Here is a 20,643-nt window from a genome sequence, read left to right on the forward strand (position 1 = left end):
CGGCACCTGCATTACACCTTCTCAGAAACTGTACGCCGGATGCATTCAGTGCATCTGCCGCGAAAATAAAATGATACTCACGCGTAGTTCGGGAGATCCAGCTCATCGCCTGCACCATGCCTCTCCGCCTGAAGCACCTTTGCGATCGCACGCTCGAAATCCCTCTGGAGCACCTGCGTCCGCTCCTCGCGGATCGCAGACATTCCAGCCTCGGTGACTATCGCCTTCAGATCAGCACCGCTCGCGTTCTCTGTGAGATCCGCGATGCTCCTCAGATCAACATCCGGGCCGAGGCTCATGCCCTTTGTGTGTATGAGGAGGATCGCGTATCTGCCTTCACGGTTGGGCAGCGGAACGTATATCGCCCTGTCGAACCTTCCGGGCCGGAGTAGAGCAGGATCGAGCATGTCCGGCCTGTTTGTGGCGCCTATTATCTTGACCTCTCCACGCGGGTCGAATCCGTCCATCTCAGCGAGCAGCTGCATCAGTGTCCTCTGAACCTCACGATCACCGCTCGTCGCCCCATCTATGCGCCTGGAGCCTATCGCATCGAGCTCATCTATGAATATGATCGCGGGGGCTCTGCTCTTTGCCAGATCGAAGAGCTCCCGGACAAGCCTGGCGCCCTCTCCTATGTACTTCTGGACAAACTCGCTCCCGACCACCCTCAGGAACGTCGCCTCTGTGCTGTTGGCCACCGCCTTGGCGAGAAGTGTCTTGCCGGTGCCCGGAGGTCCATAGAGGAGAACTCCCTTTGGCGGCTCGATCCCGACCGCATGGAAGAGTTCAGGCCTCTTGAGGGGAAGCTCCACGATCTCCCTGAGCTCGGCGATCTGGCTGTCGAGGCCACCGATGCTGGCGAACGTCACGTCCGGCACCTCCTCGACCTCCATTCCAAAGACCATGGGATCGCGCGGTGATGGAAGCACGCACATCACCGCGAACGTCTGCTGGTTCAGACCGACCTGCACACCCGGCCTCAGCTCCTCCTCGATGAACTGCGAGACGCTCACGACAAGTCTTGGGCCTGTGCTCGACTTCACGATCACCCTGCTCTCGTCGAGAACCTCCACAACCGTACCGACGATCATGGGCCCGACACGCAGACGCTCCAGCTCGCTGCGGAGCTTCCGGGCCTCGCGCTCGTACTTGAGCTTCTGGTTCTCTATGAGCCGCTTCTCCCCCTCCGCGCGGTCCTTCTGCTCCCTCAGGGCGAGGTTGCGCTCCTCAAGCTGCTTCATCCTGTCCAGGATGTACTTCGAGAAGTCGGGTCCACTTTGAGGCTCGTTCATCCCATCTCCAAAGCTTATTAAACTCCGAGGGCTATAAAAGATTTCCGAGATGAGAGAGATGAGCGATAGGCAATGTGAGATCTGCGGCGCAGACATCTCTGGCTCTCCCGAGAGGATAGTGATCGACGGCTCGGTTCTTGAGGTCTGCAAGAGCTGCGCTCGCTTCGGCAAGCCTGAGGACAAATGGTCTCCTGTTCCGAGAAAGATCGTGCCTGTTGAGAGGAGCTTTCGCGTGCAGAAGCCAAAGCCACGCGACCACTTCAGGGATCTGGTGGAGGTAGTGCCGGATTACGGGAATATTATAAAAAATGCCAGGGAGAGCATGAATCTCTCTCTCGAGGATCTGGCTCTCAGGATAAAGGAGAAGGCATCTCTTCTCAGAAAGATCGAGCGCGAGGAGCTCGTCCCGGAGGACGATGTGAGGAAGAAGCTGGAGAAGGAGCTCAAGATAAAGCTCACCGAGGAGACGACCGAGGAGAAGCTCAAATCCCGGGGAGGATCGAAGGTTCTGACGCTCGGGGATATCGCAAACATCAGGAAGAGATGATTTGCAGATGGCTGTTGTTGGTGGCACAGACGAGGCTGCAAGATGCATACTCTCAGGCGGCATTGTGGTGTACCCCACAGAGACCGTCTATGGCATAGGTGCGAACGCTCTTGATGAGAGCAGCATCGTAAGGGTCTACGCGATCAAGAGGCGCCCCCTCGATAAACCGATATCCATAGCTGTATCAAGCTTCGAGATGCTCTGTGATGTGGCGCATGTCCGGCCTGAGGACCTGGATATGATGAGAAAACTCCTGCCCGGACCCGTGACATTTCTCGTGCGGAAGAGATCGATCGTCCCAGATATGCTCACAGCAGGATCTCCGCTTGTCGGAGTCAGATACCCAGATCATGAGATGGCGCTCAGGCTCATCGAAATGACCGGGCCGATCACGTCCACAAGCGCGAACATCACCGGCGCCCCTCCACCATCGGATCCTAAAGAGATTGACCCGGAGATTTTATCTCGGGTGGATATGCTGATAGATGGAGGGAGATGCAGATACGCCGTACCATCCACCCTCGTGGACCTCTCAACCAGGAGGATCCTGAGGATGGGCGCGATGGCAGATCGAGTTCTAGAGGTAATCGGGCGATGAGAGCCAGAATCAGGGACTTTCTCGAGAGCAGGGAGGGTTGGATATTCTCGGTCGTGGATTACGTCCACATCGATGGCGTGAGATCCCTGCTCAGGTACATCCCGGATGAATCAGGGGGGAGAATCGCAGGCGGCAGAAGATACAGAAAGCTGGATTTCGACGAGGCGTTTGATTTTCTCAGGGTGAGACGCCCTGATTACGTCAGGGACGTCCATGTGGTACCGTTTGATGATGTGAAGAGGTTCTTCAGACCGGCTGATGAGCTTCCAAGGGTGAGAGCTGAGGACGAGAGGGTCGGCAGGATCGCTGAAATACTGGAGGAGCATGGCATCCCTGAGAGGTGCATCGGGATCACCGGATCGATGCTCCTGGGGCTCCACAGCAGATCATCAGACATAGATCTGGTTGTTTACGGAAACGCCTGGTGGAAGGCGAGGGACGTCATAGCAGATGCAAAGCGCAGCGGCTCGATCCAGGAGCTCGATAGCGCAACATGGATGAAGATCTACATGAAGAGAAAGCCCTCGATCCCCTTCGATGAGTTCGTGGCGCATGAGATGCGCAAGGGCAACCGCGGAATGATCGACGGCACGTACTTTGACCTCCTCTTTACGAGAGACTGGGATGAGATCGAGCCGGTACCCCCAGGCAGGCCACTGTGCCGAAGCAGAATAGTCGCAGAGGTGGTCGACGCCAGATACTCCTTCGACAGCCCTGGCATTTTCAGGCTCGATCATGAGATCGGGGAGCTACTCTGTTACTCTCACACATACGCAGGCCAGGCATTCGAGGGGGAGATGATCGAGGCATCTGGGGTGGTCGAGGAGACCCCAAACGGCCTGAGAATGGTTGTCGGCACGACGAGAGAGGCGAAGGGGGAGTGGATACGCTCGCTGACGCTCATGTCGAGCCTATCCAGAGGGTGTGGATGATCTGGGTGATCTGAATGTTCGAGGTTGTTCCTTTCGATATAGAGATCGGGCAGTACAAGGTAATGCTCAACATCGCAGACGCCAGAGCGATGGGCCTCAACCCGGGAGACAGGGTTCGGGTGAGAACGAGAGGCGCATCTCTGACCGCGATTCTTGACGTGACTGGACAGATGATCGGGCAGGGGCAGGTCGGCATATTCACAGAGGCGTTCAGGGATCTGAAGGAGGCGAAGAGCGTGGAGATATCGCCCGCCCCAAGGCCTGCCTCGATATCATACATAAAGATGCTGATGGACAGGCAGAAGCTGAGCGAGGATCAGATCAGGAGCATAGTGAGGGATATCGTCTATAACAACCTCAGCGAGATCGAGCTCTCAGCCTACATCACAGCATCCTACATCCATAACCTGGATCCACAGGAGACGGAGTGGCTCACCAGGGCGATGATAGAGACTGGCGAGAGGATATACTTCGATAAGCATCCTGTCGTGGACAAGCACAGCATAGGTGGGGTTCCAGGGAACAAGGTCTCGATGCTCGTGGTTCCGATTGTCGCAGCCTCAGGCCTGCTCATACCGAAGACAAGCTCGAGGGCGATAACAGGCGCAGGCGGGACCGCGGATCTGATGGAGGTTCTTGCGCCCGTTGAGTTCACAGCCGATGAGATCAAGGAGATCACCGAAACCGTGGGAGGGGTCATCGCATGGGGCGGCGCCACAAACATAGCGCCGGCGGACGACAGGTTGATAAAAGCGGAGTACGCCCTCGCCATCGATCCCTACAGCCAGATGCTCGCCTCGATAATGGCGAAGAAGGGGGCAGTCGGAGCTGACGCTGTCGTGGTCGATATGCCCACAGGCCCTGGAACGAAGCTGGAGACGCCGGAGAAGGCGAGGGTACTCGCGAAAGATCTCACAGACCTTGGAGAGCGGCTGGGGATCAGGGTGGAGTGCGCGATGACCTTTGGCGGCTCTCCCGTCGGTCGCACAGTGGGACCTGCTCTCGAGGTCAGAGAGGCTTTAAAGATGCTGGAGACAGGCGAGGGGCCGAACAGCCTCAGAGAGAAGAGCCTCGCCCTCGCAGGCATACTCCTGGAGATGGGAGGGGTTGCGGCCAGGGGCGAGGGATACAGAGCCGCGGAGGAGATACTGGTGAGCGGAAAGGCCCACAGGAAGCTCATGGAGATCGTAGAGGCGCAGGGAGGGGATCCGAAGATAAGGAGCGAGGACATCCAGATCGGAGAGCATCAGAAGCAGATACTCTCCCCGACGAACGGATACGTGGTCGCATTCTACAACAAGAGAATCATAGAGATCGCGAGGGCAGCAGGCGCGCCCGGTGACAAGAGGGCGGGAGTGATAATACACAAGAAGATGGGAGAGATCGTGAAGAAGGGTGAGCCGCTGCTCACGATATGCTCCAGCACAGACTGGGAGCTGGAGTGCGCGGTGAAGATGTGCTCGATGAGGGACGCCTTGGAGCAGCCGCCGATAGTCGTGGAGGGCATGCTGCTCGAGAGGTATCCGACCGAGAGGTATCCGAGAACGATATGAGGAATCGTGCAAACTGGCTGCTGGTAGCACTCATCTCCAGAGCGCTCAGCAGGACCACTGCCCCTGCGGGCAGGTTATCAGATAAACGGAGGGAATTCAGATGGAGAAGATGAAGGTAGCTGTTGTGTACCACGAGGACTTTCCGGTACATGGATACTCTGTGCTGAAGGACAGGATCAGGCCATCGTTTGACGCTCTGATGAACTCCGGGCTTGTTGATGGTGTGGAAGTGCAGGTGTTCAGGCCACAGCCAGCGCCGGTGGAGCTTGTGGCCGAGGCGCATACAGAGAACCACATGCAAAACATGAGGCACGACCCGCACTGGAACGTCGCTCTGCTCTCAGCAGGAAGCGTGCTGATGGCAGCTGAGCTTGTGGTCTCCGGAAAGGCAGAGTCCGCATTCGCGTACACAGGAACAGCAGGACATCACGCATCCAGGGGAAGCTGCTGGGGGTTCTGCTACTTCAACGATGTCGCAATAACGATACTCAAGCTCCGCAAGATGGGGCTCAAGCGCTTCCTGATAATAGATGTGGACCCGCATTTTGGGGATGGGACAAGAGACTTCTTCGGGAACGATCCGGATGTCTTCCACATCAACTTCCACTCCGGATCGCAGAAGGAGTTCGATCACGAGAGGAACAACTACGACTTTGGCATAGGGTGGAACGCGAACGACGAGACGTTTTTGAGGGAGATGGAGAACGCGCTGAAGCTTGCAGAGGGCTTCGATTATGAGGTATGCTTCGTGATCTTCGGGCATGATTCCCATACCGATGATTACGGCGGCTTCGACCTCACGCTGAATGCGTATCCGAAGATGGCGAGCATGATCAAAAAAGCGGTCGATGGCAAACCGCTTGTATTCGTGCTCAGCGGCGGCTCGAATCCTGATGTGGCGCGCCGCGCGATTCCGGATGTGATCGCTGTTCTGGCTGGGCGGTGGCCATATTGAGGATGGCGTCGAGCTGCTACATATGCATACTGGAGAGGGCCGGATTCGAATGCGAGCTCCTCTCACTGCCGGAGGACCGGAGGCTTGAGCTGGTGGAGGGTCTCCTGCAGTTCATGGCAGAGCACATGAGGGATGTGCCTGCCACTGTTGGAACTGAGCGTGAGATCATGCTCAAGCGGATAAGCGGCGTGGCTGATCCATACAGTAAATTGAAGGAGGAGAGCAATGATGTCGCCCGTGAGCTTCTTCCTGTGGCTGAGAGGTTCTACGATCTCAGCGAGGATAAAATGGAGGCCCTTGTCAGGATAGCCGCTGCAGCGAACTCGATGGAGTTCGGGGTGAGGGGTCACGAGTTCGATAACAGGTCATTCTCATCCGTATTCGAGGATACACTGAGGGAGGATCTGGTCGGCGATCTTGATGCCCTCAAGAAGCTCCTGGCCAGGTCCTCGAGGATATTTTACCTGACAGACAACGCCGGAGAGGTCGTGTTCGATCTCTTCGTGATGGAAAAGCTCAGAGAGATGGGGAAGAGGGTGATCATCGGGCCGAAGGCAGAGCCGGTATTGAATGATGTCACAGCGGACGAGCTGGAAGGAATGACCGATGCGGAGATCGTGCCCACAGGTGGCGTGGTTGGCATCTCCCTGGACAGGATAAACCCTGAGGCGAGGAGGTTGCTTTTCGATCCTGAGTGGCTGGTGATCGCGAAGGGCATGGGCAACTTCGAGACGATAAGCGAGTTTGAGGAGGCTCTCCGAGGGAGGCTTATATACATCTTCAGGGCGAAGTGCGAGCCGGTCGCGCGCGCGAACTGTGTTCGCCAGGGATCGCTGGTCGCAAGGGCCTACCTGTAGAGCATATCCTCATCCGCGTACCCCTCGTCCTCTGGCGCCTCGATCTCCTCCGCCTCCTCTTCCTCCTCGATCTCGAGCTGCGAGACGTCTATCTCCATCTGGAGGAGGTTCTTGATGGAGAGCAGCAGGTTCCTGGCCGCGTTCAGATCCACTAGCCTCTCCCCTGATGTCGTCCCGAGGATGCAGAATCCTCTGAGGCCGTAGAGAGGGGCCATGCCCGCTATGATCCCGTTCATCCCGCCTATTATGCTGCTGGGCATAACAGCTATGCCTGCGCTTTTCAGCAGCTCCACGCCATCAGCGTCTGTGGCGGTACCCACAACATTCTCATGAACAGCTCCCACGTATGCTGCGAGCGTCACGACGTCTCTCACATCCATCTCCCTCATATCGCTCAAAATCTCGCCTGCGAGCCTGTTCATGCCCAGGACCTCAAGCGGCTGGGCATCTGACGTGAGCAGAAGGATATCCTCTCTACCCTCCGGAGAGAAGACGTCAACCGTGAAGAGCCTGGCGACCCCATCCTGGATCAGAACCTGCGGAGGGAAGCCGCTGAAGGGCAGCGTCATGATCATTCTGGAATTCGTACAGCTTATCAGGTAATCGACCGCAACCTTCCCGACGCTGCCTATCCCCGGGAAGCTCACAACAGCCACCTTTCTCTCGAAGAGCATCGCCTCAGGGTTGGAAGTGGTGATATAACATGGTTTCGATAGAAAAAGGGGCATCTGGATGAGAAAGCCTTCCGGGAGCCATCTGCAGCCTGTTCGATGATATAGAAAGGCTCCTTCCGGTGAACCGGCGGACCAGTGATCTCGCAGAAAGATGTAGTGCCGGTTGACATTGGTCCGGGTGCTGGAGGTTGCCACTCAGACGATTCGACCACATGAGCCTGTAGAAAATATTGGAGAGATCACTCTCCAACAGCCCAGATGACCCAGTTAACCGGAATTGTTTTGTTGTCTCCGACCGGAAGCACGCCACGATAGAGATTGCCTGTGGATCTGTCGAATATGAACGATTGATCCTTCACGTTATCCAGCTCTGCAAATGTCATCACAGCTCCACGCTCGTAGAGAACCACGTAGAAATCCCCGTTGACCGCCACAGAGGGCACCTCAATTCTCGCAACTCCAAGACCGGCTGGGAATGTGAAGTACTCAAGCTGGATATCCGACCAGTGATACAGGAGATTGAAGTCGCTGTCTCTTATCTCAACTGCTATGGTCCTCGCCGCTGGCAGCTCTGTCTGCGTCTCGTTCCAGCCATCGGTTCCCGGGATGAGCACTGCCTGTACCTTCCAGTTCTGGCTCGGTGCGGTCAGCTTCACCGCCTTCCCAACACCAAGGTCGAAGAAGTGAAGCGTGGTGTTCATCTCCGTCACATTCTTTCCGCTATCCGCCCGCAGAAGCACCGGCTCAGCAGCGACAATCCCTGTGAAGAGCAGGACTGTGACGCAAAACAAAGCCGCAAACACAATCTGTTTACTCATATTGGTCACCCATCATAATTTTACAGCATACTTATATAGATACTGCTCTGCTGCAGATATTCGACGAATAAAATATCACCACTCCCATCCATCTGATGACTTGAAGAGGCCCCGGTCATGCTGTGCGCTCGTTTCGACTTATCTTTGACCGCGTCGAAGGCCTGGCGAGGGATGAGTGCATTCAGCAACCACCCGCATGACCTCCAAATAAATAAGAGCAAATCGCTCTTATCCATCTGATGACTTGAAGAAGCACCAGTCACGCTGTGCGTTCGTGGCGAGCGAATGAGTGCATTCAGCAACCGGCCTGCATATCCTTCAAGTTGCTGAATACATAAGAGTGGAGCGAATATCACAGCCCTTTTGGCTCCTCCTTGGATGCGATCTTGCGGATGAGCGCGATTATTCCAGGCTTGCTGCTCTGCAATCCGAAGGAGCTGAGCATCTCTCTGTTGAACCTCTCTGTGATCTCGTCGAAGATTCTTTTGTAAGCGATGCAGTAGGGATCCACGCCTCTTATCTCCCCATCTGTGTGGGATATCGCATTGTAAGGACACCCGCCCCTGCAGTATCTGAGGTGCCTGCATTTCCTGCAGTGCACCTCCACGCACTCCCTGAAGCGGTTCATCCGCCTCCATGCTTCAGATCGCTTCAGATCGTCCATTGATGGATGATCTCTCACATCACCCATGACATAATCGGGCATCCCGACAAACCTGTAGCACGGATATATGCTCCCATCCGGGCCCACAGCGAACGTGTTATCCATGCAGTCCACGAATGTGCACACAGTTCCCCGACCGCTGAAGACGCATCTGCAGAGATCGTTGATGTTCCTCACCTCGATCCTGTCCATGTTCTCGAGGTATCTGTCGAGGAGATAAACTAGAAGCTCCCCGTACTCAGATGGATCGAGGGCCCACCGCTCCGGCTCGTCGCTGCGAAGCGATGGAAGCGCTGGATGGAGCTTCAGGGTCAATCCGTTGCTCATGAAGAAATCGAAGATCTCCTGTTTGTACTTTATGGAGTGCGAGGTGAATGTGCATATGAATTGCACACTCAGGCCGTGATCGCGGGCAATGCCGTAGCCGCGCATGGTTCGATCGTAGTAACCCTCTGACCTCTGAAGATCGTTTATCTCCTTCGGGCCGTCCAGGCTTGAGCCGATCGGCACATCATACTCCTTGAGGACTTCAGCCAGCTCAGGCGTTAGCCTCCAGAGGTTCGTCTGCAGTGCAAATGATGGAGTGAGATGTGAAAGGCCATCTGCAAGCAACGGCAGTGCCTTCCTGTAAAACTCCACACCCGCCAGCAGCGGCTCACCGCCGTGGAAGGTGAACGTCACGGGATCATCACGAAAGAGCTTCAGCCACTCGACGATCTCCTTTACAGTATCAATGCTCATCACCGGAGAGCCCTCCTCAGAGCTCCAGCAGTAGCTGCACTTGGAAGGACATCCCAGAGTGGGAATGATCATAACGTGAAAAGGCCTTTTCCTCTGCATTCAGGGTCTGAGAGCATCTCACTGTATTAATAGATTTCCCGGGGAAACATCACAATGTTAACATACGGAAATACAATGCCAAGATATAAAGATCTCAATACGAGAAAAGCCATGATTGAGTAAAGAAAATAATAAAATAAAAATTTATTTGATGCCCTTAAAGCATCGATCAAGATGCGCGGTGTCCGGTGGTCTCGTGAGTATGCTCACAACGATCGTGACTAAAAACGCCAGCGGCAGCGCAACCACTATTGGATCCACTACAGGCCAGGGCATCTGGGTTATGAGCACATCCCTGCCGAATATGAATCTGGATATGCCGAGGGCCTCTGCCTCTTTTTTATGGACGAAGACCATCCAGAGCACGCTCGAGAACGTGCCGGTCACGAGCCCCGCGATCGCGCCCGCTCTTGTGGCCCGCCTCCAGAAGAGAGCGCATGTGTACATCGGGAGGAACGCGGCTGCACAGAGCCCGAAGAATATGGATGTGCCCCTGGCGATGATGTTCTCCGGAAGTATGTATCCGAGGACGACCGCGATGACCACAGCCACTATGATCCCTGCCCTCGTCACCAGTATTGACCCTGTTCCCTTTTTCCCTGTCAGCGTCTCATAGATATCCCTGCCGATCGCGGTGCCCTGGGCATGGAACTGAGAGCTCGATGTGGACATTGCTGCTGCGAGGAGTGTGAGCATGAAGAGGTACACAAACCACTCCGGCATCGCCGCATTGATGTAAACAGGTATTATGCTGTCCGCGTTCCCCTTAGCCACCTCTATCGCTATCTTGCCCTGTGTGGCATGGAAGAAGACGTTTGACAGAGCCCCGACATCGAACGCAACGCCGGTCATTGCGAGTATGAACACGCCGCCGATCAGGACACCGCGGTTCAGCTCCCTGCCGGATCTCACCGTCATGAATCTCACCGCGAGCTGCGGCATCGCGAGGACGCCAATCCCGACACCGAGGACCACGGTCGAGACCAGTGTCCACCACCATGCGCTTCCGAGCGCTGGCATGCTCGTCCATCCTCTGTGACCCTGTGCCGCAAGGCTCTGAGGAACCAGGTTCGCCATGTCTGTGAGCGCCTGGTGGGCAGCTGTCACACCTCCAAGGTGGAGATAGGTCATGATGAGAAGAAATATCATCCCCAGAAACATTACCGTGCCCTGCATCGCATCTGTGTACATGACCCCCTTCAGGCCGCCCCAGACCACGTAGGCAGCGATTATGAGCGAGTAGATAAGCAGCGCGAGGTTGAAGTCTATTGAGAGCGTGGTCTCCATGAACCTGGCAGCACCAATTAAAACGACGGATGCATATAAAGGCATCCCGAGAAAGATCACAAGCCCGCTGAACCACTGGATGAACTGGCTGTCGAACCTCCGGCCCATCAGCTCCGGGAGCGTCATAGCTCCCAGGTTGTAACCCATCCTCCTCGTGCGCTTTCCGTAAATTATGAACGCTATGAATATCCCCACAAAGATGTTGAGGAATGTCAGCCACAGAAGCCCCATGCCGAAGAGACCTGCCATGCCGCCGAACCCCACGATCGCGGAGGTGCTGATGAATGTTGCCCCGTAGCTCATCGCCATTATGTAAGGATGGATCTTTCTGCCCGCCACCATGTATCCTTCGGTGTCCCTCGTCGTCACCCAGCCCCTGTATCCCAGGTAGAGCGTGACAAGCAGATAGACGACCACCAATACGTTGAGAAGTAACAGATTCATGGATATCACATGCCCAGCTCTTTCTCCTGCATCTCAAGCTCCTGGGCCTCCCAGGCAGCCTCCTCCACGATCTCCTGTTTCTCAATCTCCTCGCCTTTATTCCAGTTGGCGATGCCGTATGAGACGCACAGAACTGTGCTCAAAATGCATAAAAGATATACTCCCCATATCCAAGGATCATCTATTCCAAGCACATCGGCACCCTCTTGCAGCTCTCCCAGAGCGTGTAAAGTGGCAGCATGTTACATATTATCATGATATAAGGGTGTCGGTCAGGAATATATGTTAAAGATTTTTGGTTCGGAGCGCATCTCAAAATTCCCAGGCGTATTGATTTATGCAGATGCTCTTACGTGCGCAGCAACTTGTACAGGATGTGATGTGGTTGGTGAAAGCACTAATCTATTCGAGACAAATGCATACCATGACCAGTGCCACTTTGGGTAAGTTATCATATGGATAAGAGCGTATATGGATTCTATTTTCGCACAGGATCAACACAGATCAGCATCATTCTCCAAGAACACATAGCACGAACAGTGTCTTTCCGGGAAGGTTGTCATATGGGTAAGATCAAAAACATTTTTGTTATGTAGCACTAGAAGTCGAAGAGGGACCTCTGTCTCTTCTCTTGGACAATTTCCTTGCTCACTGAGGCATACTTCATGGCTTTATCTTCCGGCTTTTCTATCTCTCTATCCACAATTTTAAGGCCGCGATCTATCATGGCGATCTGCTCCGCCTCGATTATCTTCTGCGCGTCCTCAAAGAGCTTCTGCACCTTCTTTGTGGTTGGAGAGCTACCGGTCAGGAGCGCGATCTCCTCAATGTTCAGACCGAGGGATGCTGCAACAGCCGCTCCAGTCTTCTTACTCCTCAGCAGAGCTCCCACAAAGTTCAGGAGTTCAGATCTGGCGTAGGACGTGCTGACATGGCAGTGCGCTGCGATCTTTCTGGCAGCTGAATCCCTAACAGATCTGGCCTTCCTTGTCTGACCCAGCCGTTTCCAGAGGCTTGGCGGCCTGAACTGCGTATACCCCCTACGCACCTTCGAGCTGACCGCTCTAACCCCGCCGGTCATCAGGAATGCGGCATACCTCCAGAGTGTGTAATTCTGCCGCCTTCTCACCCTTCCCAGGAAGATGTCAGCTCTCGATAAACATTCAAATCCCTTCGCGAGCTCTCGATCCTTGTACACAATGGGCAGATTCTCATCGATCCAGTGTATGAGATCCTCTGGGCTCTCGTCCAGCTGGTACGTCGCCTCAAGCGCACTCCTCGAGTCCTCGCCCTTGAATATCGAGTCCAGGACCCTGAATATCGACGCCTTCACATCCCTCTCAGAGGTCGCGACGTCTTCCAGCCGCAGGTGCTTAAGACCACGAGCCGCAGCCTCCAGGTCGTTTATCGCGCTGCGCAGATCGCCGCCGGACATCGCTGCTATATGCATTACCGCCTCCGGCTCGCATTCTATCCCCTCGCTCCTGCAGATCTCCCTGAGAAGCGATGCTATTGTCTGCGCTCTTATCGATCTGAACTGGACACCCCTGCATGCATCCCTGAGCGGTTTTTCTATATTGTAGTACTCGTTTGCGATCAGAATCACAGGCTGAGTCGCGTTCTTTATCACCCTCAGGATCGCTGCTGCGCCTCCTCTGTCGTATGTACCGTGGAGGTTGTCAGCCTCATCAAGTATCACGAGCCTTCTCCTGCCAGAGAACGTGCTCACCTGCGATGCCGGGCCGGCAATGCTCTTTATTATCTCCGCGGTCCGCTGATCGCTGGCGTTGAGCTCTATGTAGTCCCAGTCCATCTCAGATGCCAGCGCGAGGGCTGCAGATGTCTTCCCAACCCCTGGGGGGCCGTACAGGATAAGGCACTTCACCTCTGGCCTGCCCTTCTCCCAGGCCATGGCCCATGCCCTGAGCTCCGAGACCGCCTTGGCATTGCCCAGGATGCCGTCAAGGTTCTTCGGCCTGTACTTCTCAGCCCAGCTCGTCATGACTCTACCAGATGCCCTCCCTTCCTGTCATCTCAAACGCCTTTATCTCCCAGACGCACATCTCCATGCGCTCAAGCATCTCCCAGGTGAAGATCTTTCCACCATGCCCGCCGATCCCGCTCTTCATGAATGCATCGAACATCCTGCGCTTTGACTCCTGTGATCCTGAGAGCTCAGCTCTCCCATACACTATAACGCTCCTCCAACGCTGGCCCTCAAGCTCGTCGACCTCGAAGCAGACATTGCTGTTTCTCCTTGCGATCTCGATCTTCTTTCCGGAAGGCCTGGAGTGGAGTATCACCGTGTTGTCCACGTAAACGTACGACATTGGTATCACGTAGGGGCGATCCTCATAGGAGAGCGCCAGCCTGCCGTATCTGCATCTTCTGAGCAGGTCCTCGCATTCATCCATGCTCATTTCACGAACGTTCATCTCTCATCACCTCAAAGCAGTGCTTTCTGTGCCAGTCTCAAACACGTCGAGCCATGTAAAAATGTTTCATGGGGCCAATCACAAGGCGCTACCTTCCGGGGGTTAATCTATCGTCTGCTCCTGCCACAAGGGGGCGTGCCTCGAACCCCATTCAATAGCCTCTGCGTATCATGTAATCCGCAAGCTCGAGAAGCAGTTTCTTCGCGGGAGAATCATCCAGAACATCGAGCGCGCGCTTCCCCCTCCCGACGAACTCCTCCGCCCTTCTCCTGGCATAATCTATAGACCCGCATCTCCTCAGGGCTGAGATCGCTTCCCTCAGCTGCTCCTGGCTGGCCTGCCCCTTCCCGAATATCTCCAGCTTCACACCCTTCGAGAGCGCATCTATTATTATCATCGTCTTCTTTCCCTCGAGGATGTCTCCTCCAAGCCTCTTTCCCAGGACATCCTCTGGCACGGTCAGGTCGAGTATGTCGTCGTGTATCTGAAATCCCATGCCTGTAAGCCTGCCGAACTCCTCGAGGCCTCCTGCCACCTCAGGAGGCGCCCCGCCCAGAGTCGCGCCGATCCATGCAGAGGCTCCATACAGCACCCCTGTCTTCTTCTCGATCATCTCCAGGTACTCTTTCTCCGTCACGCTTTCAGCGCGCTCAAACTCCAGGTCCTGCCACTGACCCTCGCATATCGAGGTGCAGGTTCTCGCGAGCATATCCATGGCGGCGAGCACTCTCTCAGGGGGTGCGTCCACCATTGAGAGCATCTCGAATGCTTTGGAGTATAGCGTATCGCCTGCGAGTATCGCCCCTGATGTCCCCCATATCACATGGACCGCAGGTTTGCCACGCCTCAGGGAGGCGTTATCCATTATGTCATCATGTATCAGCGTGAAGTTGTGAACCAGCTCTATGGCGACAGCAGCCGGAACCAAACGAGCGGCGTCACACCCAACAGACTCTCCGGCTATTAGGAGCAGAGATGGCCTGAGCCGCTTTCCGCCAGCCCCCAGCAGATGCCTGGCTGCGTCGTATAACCCTTCAGGTCTGGAGACTGGCAGGAGTTCATCTATGGCTTTAGATATAAGATCAGCACGCCTCCTGAGCTCTGCCTCCAGATCTCCTCCCTCCAAGGTTTTCATGATCTTCGACCTCTTTTAAGCTCACCCGAGGAGCAGCTCCTGCCCGTTCCTCAGGAGATGTATCGAGTATCCCAGCTTGTATCCCGTATCCTCGGCCAGCATTAGGTACTGGCCGTGGCTGTTGAGGTTGCCGTGGCTGGGTATCACATGCTCCGGGTTTATCATGCGCAGAAGCTCCCAGTGGTCCTCCCTGCATGCATGTCCTGAGACATGCACGTTATCGTATATCCTTGCGCCCTTCATCTTCAGCTTCGTCTCTACCGTGTGACGATTTGACATGTTGAGGGGCTGTGGTATGATTCCGGCGCTGAATATGACTCTATCTCCAGACTCCACCCGGAACTCTGTCTCCCCGTTCGCGATCCTGCTCAGTATCGCCCCAGGCTCCCCCTGGTGGCCTGTCATTATGGGCAGGTACTTGTCCTTTCCCTCGACCATCATCCTCTTAAGTGCTTTATCGACTGCCTTCCGCCTGCCGCATACAGCCAGCCCGTTCCCGCGCTCTGCGTATCCTGTTCTAACAGCAGTCCCCCAGTACTTCTCCATGCTTCTTCCAAGAAGAATTGGCTTGCGGCCCATTTTGCGGGCTGCCTCTATTATGGCCTTGATCCTGGCGATATGTGAGGAGAACGTGGTCACCAGTATACCCGACTCAGTCTCCTCCGTTCCCATGAGAACATCCCAGACCAGGTCCTTGGCGATCTGTTCTGACGGCGTCTTCCCGGAGATCCCAGCGTTTGTGGTCTCCGTTATCAGCGCCAGAACACCCTCCCTGCCGAGCTGTCTGAGCCTGGGAAAATCCGGGGGCTCGCCCAGCGTCGGGCTCCTGTCGATCTTGAAGTCATTTGCGTAAAGTATCGTTCCATGTTTTGTGTGAAGCGCGGCAAAGACGCAGTCCACTATGCTGTGCTGGACCCGAATGAACTCCAGCTCTATATCCGGGGTCACCTGATACCTCTCTCCGGCCCTCAGGCTGATGACCTCGTTGTTCACTCTGAATATCCTCTCAGCCTTTATCTCCTGGTTCACGAGATCGGCTGTGAACGGTGTTGCTATGATCGGCGCGCGGTATTTGTGAGCCAGCTTCGATACCGCACCTATGTGATCCAGATGCCCATGTGTGCACACGATCGCCCTGACCTTTGATGCGACCCCGTTCAGAACGCTGTCATCAGGTATGGCGCCCATCGCTATGAGATCTGAGGAGTGAAGCGACTCCACATCAGTATCCTCATGTATCTGGACCCTGTCCAGGCGGATCCCCATATCCATTATTATTATGTCATTCCCGACTCTGATGGCAGTCATGTTTCTTCCGATCTCATCGTATCCGCCGACTGCCATTATTCCTATGCTGCTCATCTTCCTCCTCTCTTTTACCTTTTTGATGAAAAAATCTTTGTATCGATGCCCCTCTGCTCTAGTATCTCCCGAGTCCTGCCGGTTATTATCACAGGTGCCCTGCTCAGCTCCTGTAAGCTCCTCGATCCGGTGAGAAACATCGATATCCTGAGTTCTCTCACAAATCTTTGAAGCACTCTGACGACATCCACGCTGCCCCTCGTCGCTGGAGCGAGCAGGGGAAGCGCAGCGCCGGCCATGAACGCGCCCAACGCGATGCTCCTCGCCACATCTATGCCGCTCCTCACGCCACCTGATGATATCACCTGAGCTCCGGCGCGTGAACATTCTATCACCGATACAGGCGTTGGTATTCCCCATTCAGCGAAGAGCATGCCGATCTCCTTCGACTCTGGATCCCCTCTGAGCTCTGCCCTGTATGATTCGACCATTGACCAGGACGTCCCTCCGGTGCCGGCGACATCTATGAGCTGGATACCGGAATCAACGAGCATTCTCGCATCCTCGAAGGGAATACCGCAACCGGTCTCCTTGATGATTATCGGCAGCCTGAATCTCGCCTCTCTCAGAGAACCGAGAACGCCTGCCGCATGCCTCTCGCCCTCTGGCTGGACTGACTCCTGGAGGAAGTTGAGATGAACCGCGACCGCATCCGCATCCACCATCTCCGCGACCCTGTCCAGAACCTCAGGCCCGTATCTGTGCAGCTGAACAGCCCCTATGTTCCCTATCACGGGCACATCTGGAGCAAGTTCTCTGACGACCGAGAATGTATCCTCGAGATCGGGATGCTCAAGCGCAGCACGCTGCGATCCGACTCCGATCGCAATGCCGGTCTCCTGAGCCGCTGTGGCAAGGTTCGCGTTGATCTCCCTCGCATCCGGATGGCCACCTGTCATGGCGCTTATTATCAGCGGCGCGGAGAGCCTCCTGTTGAGAAATGTGCATTCTGTACACACATCAGACTCGTCGATCTCGGGTAGGGCTCTGTGCAGGAGAATCAGATCATCAAACGGCCTGTATTTTGAGACGACCTCCTTCTTCAGGCATATCTCTATATGTTCAAGCTTCCTGCGAACAGTCTCCATGCTATCTACCTGTGATGAGGGTGCCGAGACTCTCTCCTGAGAGTGCACGTCTGACATTTCCAGCCACGCCTGCGTTGAATATCCTGGAGTCTATGCCGATCCCCGCGAGCTCCACAAGCTCTGCGAGCTTTCCGCGCATGCCCCCCGTCACATCAACTCCTTTTGCTGGCAGAAGATGGGATTCGAGAGAATGCATATCATTGGGTGTTATGCAGCTGAGAACTCTTCCATCAATCATGACGCCGTCCACATCAGTGCCCATCGCGACCATCCCAGCTCCAAGAGTTCTCGCCATATAAGACACAAGCTGGTCTCCGGAGACTATGCCAGCGCCTTTGGACAGATCCATCGCGACATCACCGTGGAGCACAGGAACCACATCGCGCCTGAGCATCTCTGTGATCACTTCTGTGCTCATGTGATGAATCCTGCCATCCCTGAGAACCACAGAGCTCAGGGGATGGAGGGGCAGTGCATCTACCCCGGCATCGTGCAGCGCTTCGACCACGATTCTGTTGAGATCCGAGACGGAGAGGTGTGTCTTCAGCAGACCCTCTCCGCTGAACCTCTCAGGGAGCCCGAAATTTTTTGCATGAATGTGGCCAAACGACCCAGCGCCATGGACGACGATGAGATTCTCGATTCCCGATATCTCATGAGCGATCCGTGATATCTGGTCCAGCCTGGCTGTGGCCAGCCTGCTCTTATCTGTGATTATGCTCCCGCCAAGCTTCAGTATCTTAAGCATAACTCAATCTTCTACAGTAACACCATTGCAGCCGGTCCTTACCACAAATGCCCTGCCCCTCGCCTGGGTTATCGCGGTGATGGCTCTCGAGCACATCCCCTCTTTTGGAAGAGCTATCATGCAGCCACCTCCGCCGGCGCCTGTCAGCTTCGCTCCCAGCGCCATTCCAGCGCCCCGAGCAGCGTAGACGAGCTCGCTCAGCTCCCTCGTCCCGACCCCGATCGCCTCAAGAAGGCCGTGGTTTATGTTCATGAGCCTCCCGAGCTCCTTGAGATCCAGATCCTTTATGCACGGCACAGCCTTTCTGGATATAACGCCCATAGCTTTGAATATAGGGTCCACGATTTCCGGATACCTCGACCTCAGCTCCTGGACCCGAGCGACCTCAGCTCTTGTATCATGCGGGACAGAGGTGCAGCCGACGACAAGATCCATCTGAGGCAGATCAAGTGGCGTGACACCATCTGATATCTGTATGTATCCTCCGTATGCAGCAAGCGCTGTGTCCATCGGGCTCCCAAGGCCTCCCTGGACGGTCTTCTCGATCCTGTGGGCCTCTGCCGCGATACTCTTCACCTCCATATCTATGCCCATGTGGTGGCTCAGAGCGGCCAGCGTCGCGACGACAATGGCTGCGGAGGATCCCAGTCCTGATGCCACAGGTATCTCAGAAGAGACCGTGATCCTCACATCTCTCACATCAAGCGCCTTCACAACAGCAGACACATACCTGGCAGCAGCAGCAGCCTCATCTGAGCTGCCGAGAGACACGACTCTCCCATCAGAATCGACCGAGAAGCCGGAGAGCCTCAGTCCCAGCCCATGTATGCTGATCTCCGTCTTTCCAGGGAGATCCTCAACCAAGACCCTGGCGCGCAGATCTATCGCGGTGCCCAGCGCGGGAGCGCCTGACACAACAGCATGCTCCCCGAAGAGTATGACCTTCCCCGGGGCTGATGCCGCTGTCATACTCCTCCTAGGTGAATATCACAGCCCCATAGCCCACGACCTGGCCGCGATCTCCGGAGACGTCTCCACTGGTCGCATAGCGCAGAAGCTTCCCCATGCTCGCGCCCAGTCGCCTGGAGGCTGCTATCGTCGCTGCCATGGGACCGTAGCCGCAGACCCCGTGCCCATAATACCTGGAATCGAGCATCTCGATCTTTGAATACAGATCGTCGATGTCCATTCTGATAACAGACTCCAGTATCGATGTATCGAGCTGCCTGGCGGTCTCATACCTGAGATAATGCGTGAGATCGCTGGATGCTATCACAGTGCAGCTCCTACCAAGCTTCAGGATCGCATTCGCCACGGCCTCTCCGACCTCGATGGCGGTCTCCTGATCCTGCATGCCCATGCAGATCGGGAGTATTCTGAAGCCTGAGAAGCACCTCTGGAGAAACGGCAGCTGAACCTCGATCGAGTGCTCCTCCATGTGCGCCATCTCATCCGACGCCACTATTGTTCCCTCCAGAGCGTCGGCGAGCTCAAGATCCACAGGGACACTGCCCAGCGGGGTTCTCCAGGTCTCCCTGCTGACGGCGACTGGGAGCCCGAGGCCGGTGTGGTTCGGGCCGATCAGAACGTATGTCTCGCGCTCTGGAAGCCTCGCATACACTTCGGCTGCGACATACCCCGAGTATATGTAGCCAGCGTGTGGCACCACTGCGCCGATAACCGGCATGGGCTCGCGCTTCAGCCCGCGAAATGCAGAGCTGAGCTCTGCAAGCAGCGCCTCGGCCCTTGCTGGATAGAACATACCGGCCGCAGCTGGTGGTCTCATATTCAGAACTCCATCTCGAAGTCTGATACTGTGTACTTGAATCTGTCCTCCTCACCACGCTCGCGCAGGACCTGTCTCGCAAGAAGCCAATATATCAGCGTCAGTGCCTTCCTGCCCTTGTTGTTTGTGGGAATCACAAGATCCACGTTGGATGTCATGTTGTTGGTATCGCAGAGCGCCACCACAGGTATGCCGATATCGACAGCCTCCTTGACAGCCTGACCATCACCGGCTGGATCTGTAACTAAAAGTACATCAGGCTCTATGTATCCCGCGAAATGCGGGTTTGTGAGCGTGTTAGGTATGAACCTTCCGACATTTGCCCTGGCACCGACGGCCTTCGCGAACATTGTAGCCGGCCTCTGGCCGTATTGTCTGGCAGAAACAACGAGTATCTTTGAGGGCTCATAGTTCGCCAGAAACTTTCCAGCAAGCCGTATCCTTTTGTCTGTTGCCTGAACATCAAGAACGTAAAGACCGTCTGTTCTGACCCTGTAGATGTACTTCATCATATCGCTGGTCTTCTGCTGCGTCCCGATGTGAACACCGGCAGCAAGATACTCGTCTATGGGGATCAGGGTCTCATAATCGCCCTCGACGGTTATCGTCTCTTCTTCAACCAATCAAT

At 55.4% G+C, this 20,643-nt stretch carries 21 protein-coding genes; 6 read left to right on the forward strand and 15 right to left on the reverse strand.

Annotation, left to right across the window (positions count from 1 at the left end; translation table 11 throughout):
• Window positions 1–77: 77 nt before the first annotated feature.
• A complete protein-coding gene (locus tag MTHE_RS02325) occupies window positions 78–1,292 on the reverse strand; it encodes a proteasome-activating nucleotidase (protein ID WP_011695647.1) in 1,215 nt (404 codons plus the stop codon).
• Window positions 1,293–1,350: 58 nt separating this feature from the next.
• Here MTHE_RS02325 and MTHE_RS02330 point away from each other — a divergent pair, with 58 nt between their 5' ends.
• From MTHE_RS02330 to MTHE_RS02355, 6 genes are all read left to right on the forward strand, one after another.
• A complete protein-coding gene (locus tag MTHE_RS02330; protein ID WP_175265706.1) occupies window positions 1,351–1,839 on the forward strand; it encodes a multiprotein bridging factor aMBF1 in 489 nt (162 codons plus the stop codon).
• 7 nt (window positions 1,840–1,846) lie between these two features.
• A complete protein-coding gene (locus tag MTHE_RS02335; RefSeq protein WP_175265707.1) occupies window positions 1,847–2,437 on the forward strand; it encodes an L-threonylcarbamoyladenylate synthase in 591 nt (196 codons plus the stop codon).
• Window positions 2,434–3,369 (forward strand): nucleotidyltransferase domain-containing protein, encoded by a 936-nt coding sequence (locus MTHE_RS02340; protein WP_011695650.1) that lies wholly within the window; start codon window positions 2,434–2,436, stop codon window positions 3,367–3,369. Before MTHE_RS02335 ends, MTHE_RS02340 begins: the two co-directional genes overlap by 4 nt.
• 14 nt (window positions 3,370–3,383) lie before the next feature.
• Window positions 3,384–4,922, forward strand: a complete 1,539-nt coding sequence (locus tag MTHE_RS02345) for an AMP phosphorylase (RefSeq protein WP_011695651.1) — start codon at window positions 3,384–3,386, stop codon at window positions 4,920–4,922.
• 100 nt (window positions 4,923–5,022) lie between these two features.
• Window positions 5,023–5,877, forward strand: a complete 855-nt coding sequence (locus MTHE_RS02350; RefSeq protein WP_011695652.1) for an arginase family protein — start codon at window positions 5,023–5,025, stop codon at window positions 5,875–5,877.
• On the forward strand, window positions 5,865–6,734 hold the full coding sequence (locus tag MTHE_RS02355; protein ID WP_232840883.1) for a damage-control phosphatase ARMT1 family protein: 870 nt from the start codon (window positions 5,865–5,867) through the stop codon (window positions 6,732–6,734). The genes MTHE_RS02350 and MTHE_RS02355 overlap by 13 nt, the downstream gene beginning before the upstream one ends.
• On the opposite strand, the gene MTHE_RS02360 is transcribed toward MTHE_RS02355, so the two are convergent.
• The 14 genes from MTHE_RS02360 to rpsB form a co-directional block, all read right to left on the reverse strand.
• Entirely contained in the window at window positions 6,725–7,408 is a 684-nt protein-coding gene (locus tag MTHE_RS02360) for a PAC2 family protein (protein WP_175265708.1), read from the reverse strand. The two genes, MTHE_RS02355 and MTHE_RS02360, sit on opposite strands and share 10 nt — an antisense overlap.
• 239 nt (window positions 7,409–7,647) lie before the next feature.
• Window positions 7,648–8,226, reverse strand: a complete 579-nt coding sequence (locus MTHE_RS02365) for a hypothetical protein (protein ID WP_011695655.1) — start codon at window positions 8,224–8,226, stop codon at window positions 7,648–7,650.
• Between the two features lie 352 nt (window positions 8,227–8,578).
• Window positions 8,579–9,730 carry a TIGR04083 family peptide-modifying radical SAM enzyme gene (locus tag MTHE_RS02370; protein ID WP_011695656.1) on the reverse strand — a complete coding sequence of 384 codons (1,152 nt, stop codon included), beginning with the start codon at window positions 9,728–9,730 and terminating at the stop codon, window positions 8,579–8,581.
• A gap of 144 nt (window positions 9,731–9,874) precedes the next feature.
• Complete coding sequence (locus MTHE_RS02375) at window positions 9,875–11,461, reverse strand: sodium:solute symporter family protein (protein WP_011695657.1); 1,587 nt, start codon at window positions 11,459–11,461, stop codon at window positions 9,875–9,877.
• 5 nt (window positions 11,462–11,466) lie between these two features.
• Window positions 11,467–11,655, reverse strand: a complete 189-nt coding sequence (locus MTHE_RS02380; RefSeq protein WP_011695658.1) for a symporter small accessory protein — start codon at window positions 11,653–11,655, stop codon at window positions 11,467–11,469.
• 404 nt (window positions 11,656–12,059) lie between these two features.
• Window positions 12,060–13,463, reverse strand: coding sequence for a replication factor C large subunit (locus MTHE_RS02385; RefSeq protein ID WP_011695659.1), 1,404 nt, complete (start codon window positions 13,461–13,463; stop codon window positions 12,060–12,062).
• Between the two features lie 4 nt (window positions 13,464–13,467).
• Window positions 13,468–13,896 carry a pyridoxamine 5'-phosphate oxidase family protein gene (locus MTHE_RS02390; RefSeq protein ID WP_011695660.1) on the reverse strand — a complete coding sequence of 143 codons (429 nt, stop codon included), beginning with the start codon at window positions 13,894–13,896 and terminating at the stop codon, window positions 13,468–13,470.
• A gap of 151 nt (window positions 13,897–14,047) precedes the next feature.
• The gene (locus tag MTHE_RS02395; RefSeq protein ID WP_011695661.1) at window positions 14,048–15,031 is read right to left on the reverse strand and encodes a polyprenyl synthetase family protein; all 984 of its coding nucleotides are present in this window, start codon (window positions 15,029–15,031) and stop codon (window positions 14,048–14,050) included.
• Between the two features lie 21 nt (window positions 15,032–15,052).
• Window positions 15,053–16,393 carry an RNase J family beta-CASP ribonuclease gene (locus MTHE_RS02400; RefSeq protein ID WP_011695662.1) on the reverse strand — a complete coding sequence of 447 codons (1,341 nt, stop codon included), beginning with the start codon at window positions 16,391–16,393 and terminating at the stop codon, window positions 15,053–15,055.
• Window positions 16,394–16,407: 14 nt separating this feature from the next.
• The gene (fni, locus tag MTHE_RS02405) at window positions 16,408–17,481 is read right to left on the reverse strand and encodes a type 2 isopentenyl-diphosphate Delta-isomerase (RefSeq protein ID WP_011695663.1); all 1,074 of its coding nucleotides are present in this window, start codon (window positions 17,479–17,481) and stop codon (window positions 16,408–16,410) included.
• 1 nt (window position 17,482) lies between these two features.
• Entirely contained in the window at window positions 17,483–18,229 is a 747-nt protein-coding gene (locus MTHE_RS02410; RefSeq protein WP_011695664.1) for an isopentenyl phosphate kinase, read from the reverse strand.
• Between the two features lie 3 nt (window positions 18,230–18,232).
• Window positions 18,233–19,198 carry a mevalonate kinase gene (gene mvk / locus MTHE_RS02415; protein ID WP_011695665.1) on the reverse strand — a complete coding sequence of 322 codons (966 nt, stop codon included), beginning with the start codon at window positions 19,196–19,198 and terminating at the stop codon, window positions 18,233–18,235.
• Between the two features lie 7 nt (window positions 19,199–19,205).
• Window positions 19,206–20,021, reverse strand: a complete 816-nt coding sequence (locus tag MTHE_RS02420; protein ID WP_175266001.1) for an MEMO1 family protein — start codon at window positions 20,019–20,021, stop codon at window positions 19,206–19,208.
• Window positions 20,018–20,638: a 30S ribosomal protein S2 gene (rpsB, locus tag MTHE_RS02425; protein WP_011695667.1), complete on the reverse strand. Its 621-nt coding sequence runs from the start codon at window positions 20,636–20,638 to the stop codon at window positions 20,018–20,020. Before rpsB ends, MTHE_RS02420 begins: the two co-directional genes overlap by 4 nt.
• Between the last annotated feature and the right edge of the window lie 5 nt (window positions 20,639–20,643).

Source organism: Methanothrix thermoacetophila PT, assembly GCF_000014945.1.
GTDB lineage: Archaea > Halobacteriota > Methanosarcinia > Methanotrichales > Methanotrichaceae > Methanothrix_B > Methanothrix_B thermoacetophila.